The 15,891-nt window shown below is 68.0% G+C and carries 16 protein-coding genes; 4 read left to right on the top strand and 12 right to left on the bottom strand.

The window, feature by feature from the left end:
* Window positions 1-44: 44 nt before the first annotated feature.
* From ACJH6I_RS23500 to ACJH6I_RS23490, 3 genes are read right to left on the bottom strand one after another with little or no spacing between them, the layout of a single operon-like run.
* A complete protein-coding gene (locus ACJH6I_RS23500; RefSeq protein ID WP_318985465.1) occupies window positions 45-1,193 on the bottom strand; it encodes a sulfotransferase in 1,149 nt (382 codons plus the stop codon).
* Window positions 1,190-1,972, bottom strand: coding sequence for an SDR family oxidoreductase (locus ACJH6I_RS23495; protein ID WP_318985464.1), 783 nt, complete (start codon window positions 1,970-1,972; stop codon window positions 1,190-1,192). Before ACJH6I_RS23495 ends, ACJH6I_RS23500 begins: the two co-directional genes overlap by 4 nt.
* Before the next feature lie 2 nt (window positions 1,973-1,974).
* A complete protein-coding gene (locus ACJH6I_RS23490; RefSeq protein WP_318985463.1) occupies window positions 1,975-3,102 on the bottom strand; it encodes a hypothetical protein in 1,128 nt (375 codons plus the stop codon).
* A 197-nt stretch (window positions 3,103-3,299) separates the two neighbouring features.
* On the opposite strand from ACJH6I_RS23490, the gene ACJH6I_RS23485 reads away from it, so the two are divergent.
* Window positions 3,300-4,208, top strand: coding sequence for a helix-turn-helix domain-containing protein (locus tag ACJH6I_RS23485; protein ID WP_318985462.1), 909 nt, complete (start codon window positions 3,300-3,302; stop codon window positions 4,206-4,208).
* A 16-nt stretch (window positions 4,209-4,224) separates the two neighbouring features.
* On the opposite strand, the gene ACJH6I_RS23480 is transcribed toward ACJH6I_RS23485, so the two are convergent.
* The gene (locus tag ACJH6I_RS23480; protein ID WP_141772274.1) at window positions 4,225-4,755 is read right to left on the bottom strand and encodes a hemophore-related protein; all 531 of its coding nucleotides are present in this window, start codon (window positions 4,753-4,755) and stop codon (window positions 4,225-4,227) included.
* 164 nt (window positions 4,756-4,919) lie between these two features.
* On the opposite strand from ACJH6I_RS23480, the gene ACJH6I_RS23475 reads away from it, so the two are divergent.
* Both ACJH6I_RS23475 and ACJH6I_RS23470 read left to right on the top strand, forming a co-directional pair.
* A complete protein-coding gene (locus tag ACJH6I_RS23475; RefSeq protein WP_318985461.1) occupies window positions 4,920-5,570 on the top strand; it encodes a GNAT family protein in 651 nt (216 codons plus the stop codon).
* A gap of 60 nt (window positions 5,571-5,630) precedes the next feature.
* On the top strand, window positions 5,631-6,032 hold the full coding sequence (locus ACJH6I_RS23470) for a hypothetical protein (RefSeq protein ID WP_318985460.1): 402 nt from the start codon (window positions 5,631-5,633) through the stop codon (window positions 6,030-6,032).
* Here ACJH6I_RS23470 and ACJH6I_RS23465 read toward each other — a convergent pair.
* From ACJH6I_RS23465 to ACJH6I_RS23445, 5 genes are read right to left on the bottom strand one after another with little or no spacing between them, the layout of a single operon-like run.
* Window positions 6,025-8,124, bottom strand: coding sequence for a RecQ family ATP-dependent DNA helicase (locus tag ACJH6I_RS23465; RefSeq protein WP_318985459.1), 2,100 nt, complete (start codon window positions 8,122-8,124; stop codon window positions 6,025-6,027). The two genes, ACJH6I_RS23470 and ACJH6I_RS23465, sit on opposite strands and share 8 nt — an antisense overlap.
* Complete coding sequence (locus ACJH6I_RS23460) at window positions 8,081-8,746, bottom strand: TIGR03943 family putative permease subunit (RefSeq protein ID WP_318985458.1); 666 nt, start codon at window positions 8,744-8,746, stop codon at window positions 8,081-8,083. Before ACJH6I_RS23460 ends, ACJH6I_RS23465 begins: the two co-directional genes overlap by 44 nt.
* Complete coding sequence (locus ACJH6I_RS23455; protein WP_318985457.1) at window positions 8,743-9,744, bottom strand: permease; 1,002 nt, start codon at window positions 9,742-9,744, stop codon at window positions 8,743-8,745. Before ACJH6I_RS23455 ends, ACJH6I_RS23460 begins: the two co-directional genes overlap by 4 nt.
* Window positions 9,745-9,781: 37 nt before the next feature.
* A complete protein-coding gene (locus tag ACJH6I_RS23450) occupies window positions 9,782-10,552 on the bottom strand; it encodes a glucose 1-dehydrogenase (RefSeq protein ID WP_318985456.1) in 771 nt (256 codons plus the stop codon).
* 2 nt (window positions 10,553-10,554) lie between these two features.
* Window positions 10,555-11,352 (bottom strand): SDR family NAD(P)-dependent oxidoreductase, encoded by a 798-nt coding sequence (locus tag ACJH6I_RS23445; RefSeq protein WP_318985455.1) that lies wholly within the window; start codon window positions 11,350-11,352, stop codon window positions 10,555-10,557.
* Window positions 11,353-11,528: 176 nt separating this feature from the next.
* On the opposite strand from ACJH6I_RS23445, the gene ACJH6I_RS23440 reads away from it, so the two are divergent.
* Complete coding sequence (locus tag ACJH6I_RS23440) at window positions 11,529-12,938, top strand: wax ester/triacylglycerol synthase family O-acyltransferase (RefSeq protein WP_318985454.1); 1,410 nt, start codon at window positions 11,529-11,531, stop codon at window positions 12,936-12,938.
* Window positions 12,939-13,098: 160 nt separating this feature from the next.
* Here the strand turns inward: ACJH6I_RS23440 and dmpG are convergent, their stop codons facing one another.
* From dmpG to ACJH6I_RS23425, 3 genes are read right to left on the bottom strand one after another with little or no spacing between them, the layout of a single operon-like run.
* Window positions 13,099-14,163 carry a 4-hydroxy-2-oxovalerate aldolase gene (dmpG, locus tag ACJH6I_RS23435; protein ID WP_064861053.1) on the bottom strand — a complete coding sequence of 355 codons (1,065 nt, stop codon included), beginning with the start codon at window positions 14,161-14,163 and terminating at the stop codon, window positions 13,099-13,101.
* Entirely contained in the window at window positions 14,160-15,077 is a 918-nt protein-coding gene (locus tag ACJH6I_RS23430) for an acetaldehyde dehydrogenase (acetylating) (protein WP_318985453.1), read from the bottom strand. Before ACJH6I_RS23430 ends, dmpG begins: the two co-directional genes overlap by 4 nt.
* 27 nt (window positions 15,078-15,104) lie before the next feature.
* Complete coding sequence (locus tag ACJH6I_RS23425; protein WP_064861052.1) at window positions 15,105-15,890, bottom strand: 2-keto-4-pentenoate hydratase; 786 nt, start codon at window positions 15,888-15,890, stop codon at window positions 15,105-15,107.
* Between the last annotated feature and the right edge of the window lies 1 nt (window position 15,891).

The raw sequence follows: 15,891 nt of genomic DNA, 5'->3' as shown, positions 1-15,891 counted from the left end.
CCCTGAATCAGTTGATTCAGGGGGTTTTCGCGATCGTCCGGCCGCTACAGGTTGGCGAAGCGCTCCTTGACCTGCTCCTCGGTCAGCCCGTAGTCGGACAGCGAGTAGGTGTGCTTCGGCGCGCGCGGACCCTGCTGGCTCTGCGCGTGGCTCTCGGTGATGGCCTGGCGTGCGGCATCGGTGAACTCGATGCCGAACGTGCGGTAGATGCCCTCGACGGCGCCGACCGGGTCCTTGATGAACTCGAAGTAGTCGACATCGCAGAACTGCTTGGGATCATGCTTGGCCCGTTCGGCATTGAACAGCTCCAGGCCGCGCGACCACGTCTCCATCGAGTCGTCACCGATCACCTTGCCGGTGAAGGTGTTCGACCAACCCTCCGTGGTGTGCTGCGCGAGCGAGCACATCGACGCCATGATGGTCTCGGCCGGTCGGTGGCATTGCACCACCAGCGCGTCCGGGTACACCTTGAACAGCGCATCCAGCGCGAACAGGTGGCTGGGATTCTTGAGCACCCAACGCTTTTCGGGCTCGTTCAGCCCGATCAACTGCAGGTTCTTGCGGTGCCGCTGGTAGGACTTCGTCCAGTCCTGCCGGGCCAGCCACTGCGCGTACGACGGCACGTGCGCCAGCGTCTCGTAGGACACCGAATGCAGCGACTGACGCAGCAGCTGCCAGCATTCCTCGACCTCGTCGGCCGTCATGAAGTGCAGGCCCGTGTAGTCCGGGTTCTCCTCGTGAGCCTGCTTGAACCGCGCATCGAGCGCACTGAAAACCGGATTGTCCGCCCAGGTTTCGCGCGGCGGCCGCGGCTGCGGGAACTCGGCCAGCCACATCTCCAGGCCCTGATGTCGCGGGTCGGCCGTCAGCAGCCGGTGGATCACCGTGGTGCCGGTGCGCGGCAGGCCGGTGACGAAGATCGGCCGCTCGATCGGCACATCCGCGTGCTGCGGGTACTGCTTGAACGCGGCGTTGGACACCAGGCGGGCCACCAGCGCGTTGCGGGTGAAGAACCGCTGCATCTTGCTGCCGAGCTCGGTCAGGTCGGCCTCGCGCTGGTACGAATCCAGCAGCACGCCAAGGGCTTCCAGGTAGTTGTCGTCGTCGCCACCGAAGTCGTCCAGGCCGCAGGCCTTGACGGCCGAGGCGTGCAGGTCCTCGACAGTGCCGACGTTCGTCCGAAGTGCGCTCATGCCTTGTACTCCCCGCAGTTGACGTCGAGCGACTGGCCGGTGATGCCACTGGCCAGGTCGCTGGCCAGGAACAGGATGGCAGAAGCCACCTCGTCCTCGGTCGGCAGGCGCTTCAGGTCGGAGCCGGCGGCCGACGCCGCGTAGATCTGCTCGACGGTGGTGCCGTACTTCTGCGCCTGATGGCTGAAGTAACCCTCCAGGGTTTCGCCCCAGATGTAGCCCGGCATCACGGAGTTCACGCGAATGCCCTTCTCGCCCAGCTCGGTCGAGAGGGTCTGCGACATGGCCAGCAGCGCCGACTTCGCCATCTTGTAGGCGCCGTACTTGGCCTGCGAATGCCGCACGACCATCGAATTCACGTTCACCACAGAGCCTTTGGCCGTCTCGAGCGCCGGGGTGAAGCCCTGGGTCATGCGCAGCGCACCGAACACGGTCAGCTCGATCGCATCGCGCATGTGCTCGAACGTCGTGTTCGCGAAGGGCTTCATCGACGGCACCCGGAACGCGTTGTTGATCAACACGTCCGCCTTACCGAACTCCTCCGTGGTACGGGCCACCACATTGGCGACCTGCTCCTCGTCGGTGATGTCGGCGCCCACCACCAGCGCGCGCCGGCCCAGCTCCGTCACCTCCTTGGCGACGACCTCGAGCCGTTCCACCGTGCGGGCCACCAGCACCAGGTCGGCACCGTTCTCCGCACATCGGCGCGCCAGCGTCGTTCCGAGCCCAGGCCCGACGCCGCTGATCACCACGACCTTTCCATCGAGCAGTCCACTCACGGTCAGCCCACCATCCTCTCGCCAATAAGCCTCTGGCGCAGTGCAATCCGCGCGCGCCAATCTTCTTCGGAAATCTTGTTGGTCTCGTAGAACGGGAGCTTCGAGGCGACCTCGTCGAGGCCCACGACCTCGCACGTCGGGCCGTCCTCGGCCGTCAGCTCGCGCGACACCCGCTGCCAGCGGAACTGCAGGTAGCCCCTGGCGTGGCCGAGGGTCTCGCACCAGTTGGTCACGCCCGGGTTGTTCTCCGACACCACGATCCGGATCTTGCCGTCCGGATCCGCCTGCGCCTGAGTGCCGTTCAGCGACGTCTGGTGATTGATGTAGTCCAGCGAGATGTACCAGAGACTGCCGAGCTGGAAGCCGAGGTAGGGCGCGTCCGTCACCGGCAGCGTGATGACCATGGCCTGGTCGGGCGTCATGTCGTAGTGCCCGACGGACGAGTACTGCGTGGCCAGCCCGCCCGGGGTCAGCCGCGGCGCGGTGAGGGTGTTGACCGGCAGGTTGTCGTAGAACCACTTCGGGAACTGCAGCCAGGTCTTGACGCGCTGCACCAGCTGCTTGCCGGCGACGGCGTACCGCTTCTCGATCAGTTCACGGGTCAACGGCTCGGGTGCGGTGCCCGCTGTGTCGGTGCGGGAGATCGCGAACGAACCGCGCTGCGCCGACCAGTCGTTGTAGACCTCGCGGATCACCAGCTGCGCCGGGGTGGCCGGGGTGAACCGCCACTCGAACGTGCCGTCGGCGGCGATGTCGAGCTTGCGGTCGTCGAACGCCGTCTCGCTGTCCGGCACGTTGGCGTCGGTGTATTCACCGCCGAGCAGCTGGAAGCTCACGTCGGTCGTGGTGCCGCGACGGCCGGTGACGACGTACTCGTGACCCGGCTGCACGCGGGTGCCGAAGTACATGGTGTCGGGGTTGTCGAGGCCCATCTTCTCGAACGGACCGGTGCCGCTGTGCAGGAAGGGGTGGTCCTTGTCGTAGTCGAACGCGACGTGGGTGCACGACGCGATACAACCGGCGAGGTATTGCAGGCCTTCGAGCAGATCGGCCTCGGATTCGATGAACGGCGCCGCGGCGACGAGGCGCTCCGCCTCGGCGACGGCGTCGACGAACGACTGCGTGAACATACGGTCAACACCCTTCCGTTCCAATATTGGAACGCATCGGTAGATATTCCGACTGAAGGGTAGAACGTGTTCCAGTTGTCGTCAATGCCGCGCACTGCCGTCGTGCCGTTCGACCTGCGGCTTCGCCTCGATCCTCCCCTGACCTCCCACCTCGGCACAACGGTCCATATTTGGACCGATGTCGTACATTCCTAGCCATGACCGACACCGGCCGCGCGTCGCCGCCCACCGCCCGCGTCGTCGCGGTGCTGGATTTCCTGGCCAGTCACCCCCAGGAACAATTCGGGCTGTCCGAGTTGGCGCGCCGCCTCGACCTCAGCAAGCCCACCTGCCTGGGCATCGTCACCACGCTCGCCGACGCCGGTTACCTGGTACGTGACGCGGCCGAGAAGACCTACCGGCTGGGCCCGCGGTTGATCACACTGGGCCACACCGCGCAGGAGTCCATGCGCATCAGTCCGGCCGCGCGGGCGGAACTGCGCCGGCTGTCGGAGGCCTTCAACGCGACGGCGGCCCTGTCCGCTGTCGTCGACGACCGCATCACACTGCTGGAACTCGTTGCCCCGCACGGCAGTCCGGAGCCGGTACAGGTCGGGCAGAGCTACCCGTTCGCGCCGCCGGTCGGCCTGATGTTCGTGCTGTGGGATGAGCGCGCGGTGCGCGACTGGCTCGCCAAGGAGCCGACGATCCCATTGCGCACCGACAGCGCGCGGCTGGAACGGGTGATCGCCGAGTGCCGCGAATCGGGCTATCTCGTCGAGCGGCTGACACCTGGCGGGCGGCGGCTGTACGCCATGATGGCCGGCATGTCGAGCAACCTGCCCGACGAATTACGGGTTCTGCTGGGTGAACTCGTCTCCGACATCGGTGAGCGCGTGTACCTGCCGAGCGAATCGAGCGCGGCGACGGGCGGACGCGCCAAGCACGACATCAGCGTCATCGCAGCGCCGGTGTTCGACCACCACCAACGTCAGGTGATGGTGCTGTCACTGCAGATCGGCCATGCCCTGACCGACGCGGAGATCAGTAAGCGAGCACGCGGGCTGGTGGCCGCCGCCGCGACGCTGACGGCGCAACTCGGCGGCTCCCAGCCCGGCCGGACGTGAGTTCGGCCAGTGACGGCTAGACGCCGTTGAGGACGGCCAGCGCGTCGGTCGGCGCGACCTGCAGGCCGCAGCGGTCCTTGAAGGCGGCCAGCGGAGCCTGAATGCCGCGCAGCGCGTCGGCCTCGTCGGGGTGGGCCTTGAAGTAGTTGTCGAACTGGCTCATGGCGGCGAACGCCGACTGCCGGGTGGCGTCGAGCAGCGCGGCGTCGGCATCCGGGTGCGCGGCGAAGTAGTCCGACAGCTGCAGCGTGACCGAGCTGATGGTCTTGGCGAGCGTCGCGGTGCTGCAGTCGGCGACGGTGGCGGCCGGGGCGACGGTGGTCGTCGTCGTGGTCGACGGCGCCGTGGCGGACGTGGTGGGCGTCGCCGAGGTGGTCGGCGTCGCGGCGGTGGTCGCGGTCGTGGTCGGCGACGCGGTGGCCGACGTCGTCGGCGAGGTCGGGCTCACGGGATCGGCCGATGCCCGCGGCACGACAAGGGCGGCACAGGCGGCGCCCAGGGCGATGAAGCCGAGGGTGGAACGGCCGAACGTCACGGCACGAGTCATGGAATCCTCCTTTGTTCTGGCCGCATCCGTCTTCCCCGGCCTCTGGGGGTGTTTCGCTCGGCCCGGTGCAGCTGTTACACAAGCGACGAAAGTTGCAGGTCAGCGTGGCTTGAAGCGGCAAATATTCGCTTTCGTGAATTAGCTCGGCTGTGTTGGTATTGGGCATGCGCCCTTCGCCCTGGCCCCTGGCGGAACTGGAGGTGATCACTCCGGTTCTGCGGCTCTGCCATGTGACCGACGAACTGGCCGACGAACTCGCCCGCCTGGCCGCCCAGGGCATCCACGATCCGGCCAGCATGCCGTTCTCGGTCCCGTGGACCGACGCGGCCTCCCCCGAGCTGGAACGCAACACCGTCCAGTACTTCCGGCAGACCCGCGCCGAGGTGTCGACGGAGCACTGGGACGTGCCGATGGCCGTCATCGTCGGCGACGACGCCGTGGGCGTCTGCACGGTGACCGCCGACGGCTTTCCCGCCCGCCGGACCGTGTCCACCGGCTCGTGGCTGGGCCGCCGCTATCAGGGCCGCGGCTTGGGCCGGGAGATGCGCACGGCGGCGCTGCAGCTGGTCTTCGCCGGATTCGACGCCGACGTCGCGACCACCCGGGCCTGGCACGACAACGCGGCGTCACTCGGCGTCACGCGGTCGCTGCCCTACGTACAGACCGGCTCGTCACGGCAATCACGGCGCGGGGTTTTCGACACCATGCTGGAGTTCACCATGACGCGCGACCAGTGGGAATCCTTGCGCCGCAACGATATCGAGTTGGTCGGCGTCGACCCCGTGGTCGACCAGCTGGGGCTGCGCCGGAACTGACCGACGGGCACCAGAAAATTGGCGTCCGGAACCGGTGCGCCAGGCTCATAGGCTCGAGGAGTGACATACGACGACGCCGAGTGGCACTACGACAGCGTGGGGGAACTGGACCTCGATGTGAGCGCGGCGAGCACCCACATCGGGATGTTCATGGCGTGGTTGGCGTTGCACGACCTCACCCGGTCCGACTGCAATCCAACCGAATTGCACAACCGGACCATCACGCCCGGCGAGTACCTGCGCCGGTACTGCGTCAATCAGATCGACCCGTCGATGCTGACCGACACCGGAAACGCTTTCGCCGAGGCGGGTTACCGGACCTACCTCTCGCAGTATCGCAATGTGCCGGCCGTCGCTCGTCATGGCGAGAGGTACGGCGAACCGGACACCTGGGAAACCTACGACGAGGTCGCCCAGATGGTCGATGAGCTGTACGCCGAGTGGCGGTCTGCCGTCAGCTGACAGACGCCATCGCGAAGGGCAGCACTGCGGGCGCCCCGGCGGTGCGCAGCACCTGCGTCGCCATGGTCATGGTCCAGCCGGTGTCGACGAGGTCGTCGACCAGCAGCACCGGACCGCTCACGTCCAGCGTGGGCACCTCCCACGAATCCACCAGCGCCGCAACTCGATACGCCGAGTTCGCCGCCGTCACCGGACGCCGCTGCGGCCGGTAGTACAGCGTGCCCAGGTTCTGCAGCCAGCCCAGCTCCGCCAGCCGGGTGACCAGCGAGCCGATCAATTGCGGATGCCGCTCGGAGTCCAGACCCATGACCGCCACCGGACGTTCCTTCCAGTTCCAGGCCTTGAGGACCGCCACGGCCGCCTGCACAACGGCGTCGGGCACCTCACCGTCGGGCCCGTCGAGCAACTGGCGCAGCCGGGCACCCCACCCCAGGTCCGTCAGTCGACCGATGACCCGCCCCGGTTCCGCACCACCGGAGATACGTCCGGACAACCCGATTCCCAGGGAGCCGAGGCCCGTCGGCCACTGTTTGCGCGGGGCGATCTCCACGCCGGGCCGCATGAGCTGATCGCGCACCGTCGACGCCGCCTCGGCATCGACGTCGGCGGTGTAGCGCGCACCCGCACAGTTGTCGCACCGGCCGCAGCCGCGGCCGTCGAGCTCGGGATCGTCGAGTTGGCTGCGCAGGAACACCATTCGGCACTCGGTGGTCGATTGGTAGTCCAGCATGGCCTGCTGCTCGCGCTGCCGCGCGGCGTCCAGGTTGCGGTAGCGCTCCTCGTCGTACGACCACGGCTCGCCGGTGCTGATCCATCCGCCCTTGACGCGGCGCACCGCACCGTCGACGTCCAGCACCTTGAGCACCATCTCGAGCCGCGACCGGTTGAGGTCGACCAACGGTTCCAGGGCCGCGGTGGACAGTGCCCGGTCCGGCTCGAGTTCGCCGATCACCTTGCGGACCAAGGCTTCCGACGGGAAGGCGACCGACGCGAAGTACCGCCAGATGTCGGCATCCTCTTTGCCCGGCAGCAGGATCACCTCGGCGCTGGATGTGGCGCGGCCGGCACGGCCGACCTGCTGGTAGTACGCGATGGGTGACGACGGAGCCCCCAGGTGCACGACGAAGCCCAGGTCCGGTTTGTCGAAGCCCATGCCCAGCGCCGAGGTGGCGATGAGCGCCTTGACCCGGTTGTTCAGCAGGTCGGCTTCCAGCTGTTCGCGTTCGGCGGCCTCGGTGGAACCGGTGTAGGAGGCGACGGTGTGGCCCTGCTCGCGCAGCAGCGCGGCGATGTCGTGGGCCTGCGACACCGTCAGGGTATAGACGATGCCCGAGCCGGGCAGCGAATCCAGATGCGCCGCAAGCCAGGCCGCCCGCTGCGCCGGTCCCCCGGCATGCACCACGGACAGGCGCAGTGATTCCCGGTCCAGGCCACCGCGCAGCACCAGGGTATCGCCGCCCCCGACGCCCAGCTGCGCGGCGACGTCCTGCACCACGCGGTCGTTGGCGGTCGCGGTCGTGGCGAGAACCGGTATGCCCGAACCCAATTCACCGATCAGGGTGCGGATGCGCCGGTAGTCGGGCCGGAAGTCGTGGCCCCAGTCGGAGACGCAGTGCGCCTCGTCGACGACGACCAGGCCGGCATCGGCGGCCAACGCAGGCAGGACGGCGTCGCGAAAATCGGGGTTGTTCAACCGCTCCGGGCTGACCAGCAGCACGTCGAGGTCGCCGGAGGCGACCCGCTGGTGCACCTCGTCCCATTCGGTGACATTGCTGGAGTTGATGGTGGCGGCGCGGACGCCCGCACGTTCGGCTGACGCCACCTGGTTGCGCATCAGAGCGAGCAGCGGCGAGACGATGACGGTCGGGCCGCGGCCGGCGGCCCGCAGCAGCTTGGCGGCGATGAAGTACACCGCGGACTTGCCCCACCCGGTGCGCTGCACCACCAGCGCTCGGCGGCCCTGGACCACCAAGGCCTCGATGGCCACCCACTGGTCGTCGCGCAGCACCGCGCCGGGGCCGGCGAGCTGTTCGAGCAGGGCCTGCGCGTCAGTACGCGTAGGTGTTGCGGGGCTTGGGGATTGGCTCGGCACTGGTCACTTCCATGGTCGGGACGAAATTCGTGGACGGATTGGATGTCCCGGGTACCACCTTGCCCTGCACCTTCAGCCAGGTGTCTTTCGGGTGCGATCCGAGGTCGCCGGTCAGGTGGATGCGGGCCAGTTGCGCGTCGGCGGCGCAACACACGATCACGACGCGGGCCAGGTCGTCGCCCATGGTGAACCCGGTGACGGTGATGGTCCGTCCCTCAAGGCTTTTCGTGGAGTCCGCGGCCGCCCGCAGCACGACCTCCGGCAGCGACACCGCGCCGTCGGCCGGCAGCGGTGGGAAGGCCCGCTTCGGCGGGGCCACCGCGGCGGTGACGGTCTCGGCGCCGACGGCGCTCATCGGCGGCACGCTGACGAACGCGGTCAGCGCCACCGGGATGAGCAGCAGCCATGCCAGCAGTCCGCGGTGGTGATGGCCACCCGGCGGCCCGTGGCGCAGGTCCCGCACCAGGCACACCACAGCGAGCGCCACCAACAGGAGGGCCGCCACGACCAGCCACGGGAACAGCGCTGGTTTCACGAAATTCAGGTAGGTGCCCTTCACCGCGATCAGGCCCGTGCTCAGCCCGATCAACAGCACCAGGATGTTCTGGGTTTCCCGGCTCACGACGCACCCCCGAGCAGCAGCAGCCCGACGGCCGTCGCACAGGCAGTGGCGACCACCAGCGTCACCGGCGCGAATCGCACGGCGAACGGCCGGCCGAACACGCCGGCCTGCATCGCGAACAGCTTGACGTCCACCGCGGGGCCGACCACCAGGAACACCAGGCGCGGCACCAGCGGGACCATGGTCAGGCTGGCCGCGACGAACGCGTCGGCCTCCGAACACAGCGCCAGCACGACGGCCAGCAGCGCCATTGTCACCACGCCGACCACCAGGTTGCCGGCCACCTGCTCGAACACCCACGACGGCACGGCCGCGCGCAGCACCGCCGCCGCACCGGCGCCGACCACCAGATAGGCCGCGGACTGCAGGAAGTCGTGCCGGGCCGCCTCGGTGAAGACGGTGAAGCGCGATGCGCCCTCGTCGTGGTGGGCGGGCAGCGTGCGGGTCACCCATTCGGCGCGGCCCCAGCGCTGCCACAGCAGCCCCATCACCACCGCGGTCAGCAGTGATGCCACACACCGCGCCACCACCATCTGCGGCTGGCCGGGGAAGGCGACGGCCGTCGCCACCAGCACCACCGGGTTGATCGCCGGGGCGGACAGCATGAAGGTCAGGGCGGCCCCGGCCGTCTCCCCGCTGAACAACCGGCGCGCCACGGGCACCGAGCCGCATTCGCAACCGGGCAGCGCGGCACCGCCGACACCCGCCACCGCCACCGCGAGCGCCGGCCGGCGCGGCAGCAGGCGGGCCAGCCGCTCCGGGGTGAGATATGCGGCCACGAGGCCACTGACGATGACGCCCAGCACCAGGAACGGCAGGGCCTGCACGAAGACGCCGCAGAACACCGTGGCCGCGGCGGCCAGGCGGGCATGGTCGGTCAGGACACCGCTGACCCAGGAACCCGACAGCGCCAGTGCGGTGAGGGCGATGAGCAGCAGTTCCATCGACCCGGCCCGCCGCCGGCGCTCCGGCGCCAGTGTGGATTCGTCCCCGGCCATGCGCCCATCTTGCCGGGCAAGTCTGACAAGTCGCTCGCTACGTCGCTTGTGGCTGGGTCGGGACGACCGGGATCCGGCCCGCGCTCGCGCCGCCGTCGACCGCCAGATCCGCGCCCGTCATGTACGACGACGCGTCCGATGCCAGGAACGCCACCACTTCGGCGACTTCCTCGGGCGCACCGACGCGGGTGAGCGGCGCACCCGGGTGCCCGCCGAGCCCGCGTTCGATCGGCAGGTGCGCCACCATCGGGGTGTCGATCATGCCGGGGTAGACGGTGTTGACCCGAATCCCCATGGGGCCCAATTCGATTGCGGCGACCTTGGAGAATCCGCGCAGACCCCACTTGGACGCGCCGTAGGCGCTGTAGCCGGCCAGCCCCTGCAGGCCGGCCTGTGAGGACACATTGATGATCGAGCCGCCGCCGACGGCCCGCATGGGTTCGACGACGGCCTTGGTACCCAGGAACGGACCGATCAGGTTGACGCGCAGCTGCCGCTCCCACGATTCGGCGGTGTGGTCCAGGAGCGGTTCGACGGTGCAGATCGCCGCGTTGTTCACCAGCGCGTCGATGCGGCCGAACTCAGACAGGGCGAGCTCGACCGTTGTCCGCCAGTCGCTTTCGCTGCCGACGTCGTGCCGCTGGAAGCGGGCGGCGGCGCCGATCGACGCGGCGACCGCCTCGCCCTCGTCGACCAGGACGTCGGTGAGCACCACCTGCGCGCCCAGCGCGGCGAACAGCCGCGCTTCGGCCTCACCCTGACCACGCGCTGCGCCGGTGATGATCGCGACCTTGCCGGCCAGGTTCATGACTAGTCGCTGTCCTGGTCGATGCCGGTCAGCATGAGCTCGGAGACCCGGCGCGGGGTCTCGGTGAGGTATGCCATGGCCGCGATGCGCTTGGGCAGGATGACGTGCTTCTTCTCCTTCTCGACGGCATCGGCGATGGCCTCGGCGACCATGTCGGCGTCCAGTGGCTCCTGCGGGATCATCCGGAACTTGAGCGACCGTTCGATGGTGCGGCGCGCCGGCCCGAACGACCGGATGTGATCGATCATGTCGGTCTTGACCTCACCGATCTGCACCAGCGTGGTGTTGACCGGTTTGTTGCGCAGCTCGGAGCGGATACCGGCGGTGAAGTGGCTGAGCCCGGCCTTGGAGGCGCCGTACAGGGTGACGCCGGGCCCGGTCGAGATGGCGCCCATCGAGGACACGTTCACGATGTGGCCGCGGCCGCGCTTGATCATCAGCGGCATCGCCTGGCGGCACAGCTCCATGGGGGCAATCAGGTTGACCTGCAACAGGTCTCGCACATCCGCCGACGACGCCTCATAGAAGCGCCCGACCCGGTCCACACCGGCGTTGTTGATGATGACGTCGACGGGACCGTCGGCCTCGACACGGCCGATCAGCTGCTCGACCGCCGCCGGATCCATCAGGTCAGCGGGATATGCCTTGCCGCCCAACTCCTTTGCGAGCTCTTCGAGCTGCTCGGCGTTGCGCGCGACGAGTGCGACGTCGGCACCGCGGCGCGCCATCGCCTGCGCGATGTTCCTGCCCAGACCACGGCTGGCACCGGTGACCAGAACCCGGCTGTTCCTCAGTTGCATATCCCTACTCCATTCAGTCAGACACCGACCCGGCGGAGCCCTCGGGCTCCGCGTCGCGACGCCGAGTCAGCTCATGGTGAGCACGCTAAACGGGGTGTGAGCCGAAATTCAGAGGTAGTTCCCGATCAACGAGACAACATGTCCGCTGGCTCACATTTTTGGCCTCATAGTGATGTATGCGACGTTTATCGGGCGAGGACAACAGCTTCCTGGCGTGGGAGAGTGCCGTCCAGCCGCAGCACACCATCAAGGCCGTCGTACTCGATCCGGCCCAGGGCCACGAGCCCATCTCCTTCGAGGCCGTGCGCGCCGCACTGCCCGGTCTCGTCGACCGCGTCGAACCCCTGCAGTGGCAGCTGATGTCGCCGCGGTTCGGTGCCGGCCGGCCGTGGTGGATCACCCGCGCCCGCGGCGACTTGAACTACCACATGAAGCGCGCCACCGCCGCCGCACCGGGAACCGATCGCGAGCTCGGCGCGGAGATCGCCAAACTCTTCGAAGAGCCGCTCGACCGGGACCGCCCGGCCTGGCAGATGTGGTACATCGACGGTCTGGCGGACGGCCGCGTCGCGCTCGTGCTGAAGATCCACCACGCGGTGGCCGACGGCATGGCATCGCTGAACCTGCTCGAGCAGTTCTACAGCCAGGACCCCACCGACCGGCTGCCCGAGCCGTCGGCCCGCCCGGCGCCTGACGAGCACCGGCCACCGACCGCCGAGTGGCTGCCGATGGTGGCGCGCCAACAGGTCAGGTCGCTGACCAAATTCCCGAAGGTCCTGGCGCGCACGGCGAAGGTCACGCGCACCATCCAGAACCGGCAGAAGGCGGGCAAGCCCGGTTACGCCGAGGCCTTCATCCCGCCGGCCCTGCCGTTCAACGAGCCGCTGACCGCCCGGCGCGGCTTTGCGTTCGTCAATGTCGAGATGGATCAGATCAAGCGGGTGTCGAAGGCGTTCGGCGTGAGCGTCAACGACGTCTTCCTCGCCATGTGCAGCACCGTCCTTCGCGAGTACCAGGCGTCCCGCGGCCCCGTCGGCGACGACACCATGACCGCCGTGGTGCCGGTGTCGATGCGCCCGCAGGATGGCGACCGGTGGGGTAACAAGGTCGCCCGCTGGAACGTCGAACTCGCGACCAACATCGCCGATCCGGTGGCGCGGCTGAAAGCCATCTCGGCGAACACCGCCACGGCCCGCGAGGTACAGAGCGAGCGTGACGCCTGGCTGCAGCACGACTGGATGGAGTACTGGCCGCTGTTCAAGGTCTACTCACGGGTGTTGCCGACCATCGGGGCGAAGGTCAAGAAGCGCCCGATGTTCAGCATGATCGCGTCGAACATGCGTGGCCCGCAGCAGACGCTGTACTTCGGCGGCGCCCCGGTCGAGAAGCTGATCTCGACCGGCCCGCTGGTCTTCCCGATGGGCATGAACATCACCGGCTGGAGCTACGAAGGCGGCATGCAGATCTGCGTGCTCACCTGTACTGACCAGGTCAAGGATCCGCAGGCCATCGCCGACCGGCTGCCGGCGGCACTGGCCGAGCTGGTGGCCCGCTGCGAGACCGCGACGGATTCCGTCACCAGCTGACCCGGCAACGCAAAACGCCGGCCGTCCCTTTCGGGACGACCGGCGTTTTGTTGTGGTCGAGGCGGGCAATTACGTCACCCTCGCCGCGCGTGAGCGTGCGCAGAATGTACGCGAAACACGGTGTGTCGCGGTACAAACACGGCCGCTCGCGGGAAGTGGGTCAGGCCTTACCCTCGGCACGCTCGCGCTGGATCTCGAGAGCGATGTCGATCAGCTGGTCCTCCTGGCCACCGATCAGCTTGCGCTGGCCGACGCGGAGCAGCAGCTCGTGGGCGGGCACGCCGTAGCGTTCGCCCTGGCGCACCGCGTGCTTGAGGAAGCTCGAGTACACGCCCGCGTAGCCCATCACCAGTGCGTTGCGGTCCAGCAGGCACTCGGCCGGCATTGCCGGGGCGACAACCTCTTCCGCGGCGTCCGCGATGTCGAAGAAGTCGATGCCAGTCTTGACGCCGATCTTGTCGAACACGCCGACCAGCGCCTCGACCGGCGCATTACCGGCACCGGCACCGAACCGGCGGCACGAACCGTCGATCTGCTTGGCACCCGCACGCACGGCCTCGACCGAATTGGCAACGCCCAGACCGAGATTCTCATGACCGTGGAAACCGACCTGCGCGTCGTTGCCGAGTTCGGCGACCAGCGCGCCGACGCGGTCGGCGACACCTTCGAGCACCAACGCACCCGCGGAGTCCACCACGTAGATGCACTGGCAGCCGGCGTCGGCCATGATGCGGGCCTGCGCGGCCAGCTTCTCGGGAGAGATGGTGTGGCTCATCATCAGGAAGCCCACGGTCTCCAGGCCCAGTTCGCGGGCGAAGCCGAAGTGCTGGATCGAGACGTCGGCCTCGGTGCAGTGCGTGGCGATGCGGCAGATCGAGCCGCCGTTGCCCTGCGCGATCCGGATGTCTTCCTTGGTGCCGACACCCGGCAACATCAGGAAGGCGATCTTGGCGTTCTTCGCGGTCTCGGCCGCGATGGTGATCAGCTCCTGCTCCGGGGTCTTGGAGAACCCGTAGTTGAAGCTCGAACCACCGAGTCCGTCGCCGTGGGTCACCTCGATGACCGGGACGCCGGCGTTGTCGAGGGCGCCGACGATGGCGCGCACCTCGTCAGCGGTGAACTGGTGGCGCTTGTGGTGCGAACCGTCGCGCAACGACGTGTCCGTCATCCGGACGTCCCAGGCGGCGTCGAAGAAGATGTCTCCGGGCTGAAGTGCAGTGCTCATGCGTTCGCTCCCACGATTTCCTTGGCGATCTCTTCGCCCACCTTGGTGGCCGCAGCGGTCATGATGTCCAGGTTTCCAGCGTAGGTCGGCAGGTAGTCGCCGGCACCTTCCACCTCGACGAAGATGCTGACGACATGCTGGCCACCGTTGACCACCGACGGCTCGTCGAACTGCGGCTCGTTGAGCAGCCGGTAACCGGGCACGTACGTCTGCACCTCGGCGACGACGTCCTTGACCGACTGCGTGATGGCAGCGTGGTCGGCATCTTCGGGGATGGCGCAGAAGATGGTGTCGCGCATGATCATCGGCGGCTCGGCCGGGTTCAGGATGATGATGGCCTTGCCGTCGCGAGCGCCACCGATGTTGCGCACACCGGCGCTGGTGGTCTTGGTGAACTCATCGATGTTGGCCCGGGTGCCGGGGCCGGCCGACGCCGACGACACCGACGCCACGATCTCGGCGTAGGGCACGCCGCCCTGCGCCTCGACGGCACGCGACACGGCATAGACCATCGGGATGGTGGCCTGGCCACCGCACGTGACCATGTTGACGTTCATCGAATCCAGGTGCGCCCGCAGGTTGGCCGGCGGGATGACGCCGGGGCCGACGGCGGCCGGGGTCAGGTCGATGGCCCGGATGCCGGCTTCCTCGTACCGCGGCGCGTACGCCTTGTGCACGTAGGCGCTGGTGGCCTCGAAGATGAAATCGGGCTTCTCGCTCTGTGCCAGCAGCCAGTCCGCCCCTTCGGCGCTGGTCTCCAGACCCAGCTTGCGGGCGCGGGCCAGGCCCTCGCTCTCCGGGTCGATACCGATCATCCAGCGCGGCTCGAGCCAGTCCGACCGCAGCAGCTTGTACAGCAGGTCAGTACTGATGTTTCCCGAGCCGACGATCGCGACGCTCGCTTTGGACGGCATGCTCACTCCTCTATAGAAACTTGGGTATTACGCGAAAGACAGGTGGACAGAACCCAATCCGGCGAATTCGGCGACGAAGTCGTCACCCGGCTTGGCATCGAACGCCCGCATGCAGGCGCCCGGCAGCACCACGTCGCCGGCCTTGAGACGCACGCCGAACTGGTCGACCTTGCGGGCCAGCCAGGCGACCGCCGTCACCGGGTTGCCGAGCACCGCGTCGCTGCGGCCCTCGCCCAGCACCTCGCCGTTGCACTTGAGCACGGCGTCGATGTTCCGGATGTCGATGTCCTTCGGGGACACCCGCTCCTTACCCAGCACCCAGCCGGCCGAGGACGCGTTGTCGGCGATGGTGTCGCACAACTTGACCTGCCAGTTGGTGATGCGGGTGTCGATCAGCTCGATGGCCGGCGCGAACGCGGCGGTGGCGGCCAGCACGTCGTCCTCGGTGCAGCCGGCGCCGGGCAGATCGTCGGCCAGCACGAACCCGACCTCGACCTCGACCCGCGGCAACAGGTACTTCGAGGTCAGCACGGGCTGGTCCTCGAATACCTGCATGTCGTCGAGGAGGTGCCCGTAGTCGGGTTCGTCCACATTCATCATTTTCTGCATGGCCTCGCTGGACAGACCAACCTTGTGTCCCACCACGCGGGCACCTTCCGCGACCCGCTGACGAATGTTGATCAGCTGGATCTCGTACGCGTCGACGACGTCGATGTCGGCGTAGGTGTCGGTCATCGGCGACATCGCGACCCGGCTGCGCTCGGCTTGGGCCAGCGCGGCGGCGAGCTCGGCACGCACGTTGTCGGACAGCATT

It is taken from the genome of Mycobacterium sp. SMC-13 (genome assembly GCF_045311035.1).
Classification (GTDB): Bacteria; Actinomycetota; Actinomycetes; order Mycobacteriales; family Mycobacteriaceae; genus Mycobacterium.
Note: the sequence above shows the minus strand (reverse complement) of the source record. Positions and strands in the feature narration are given on the sequence as shown.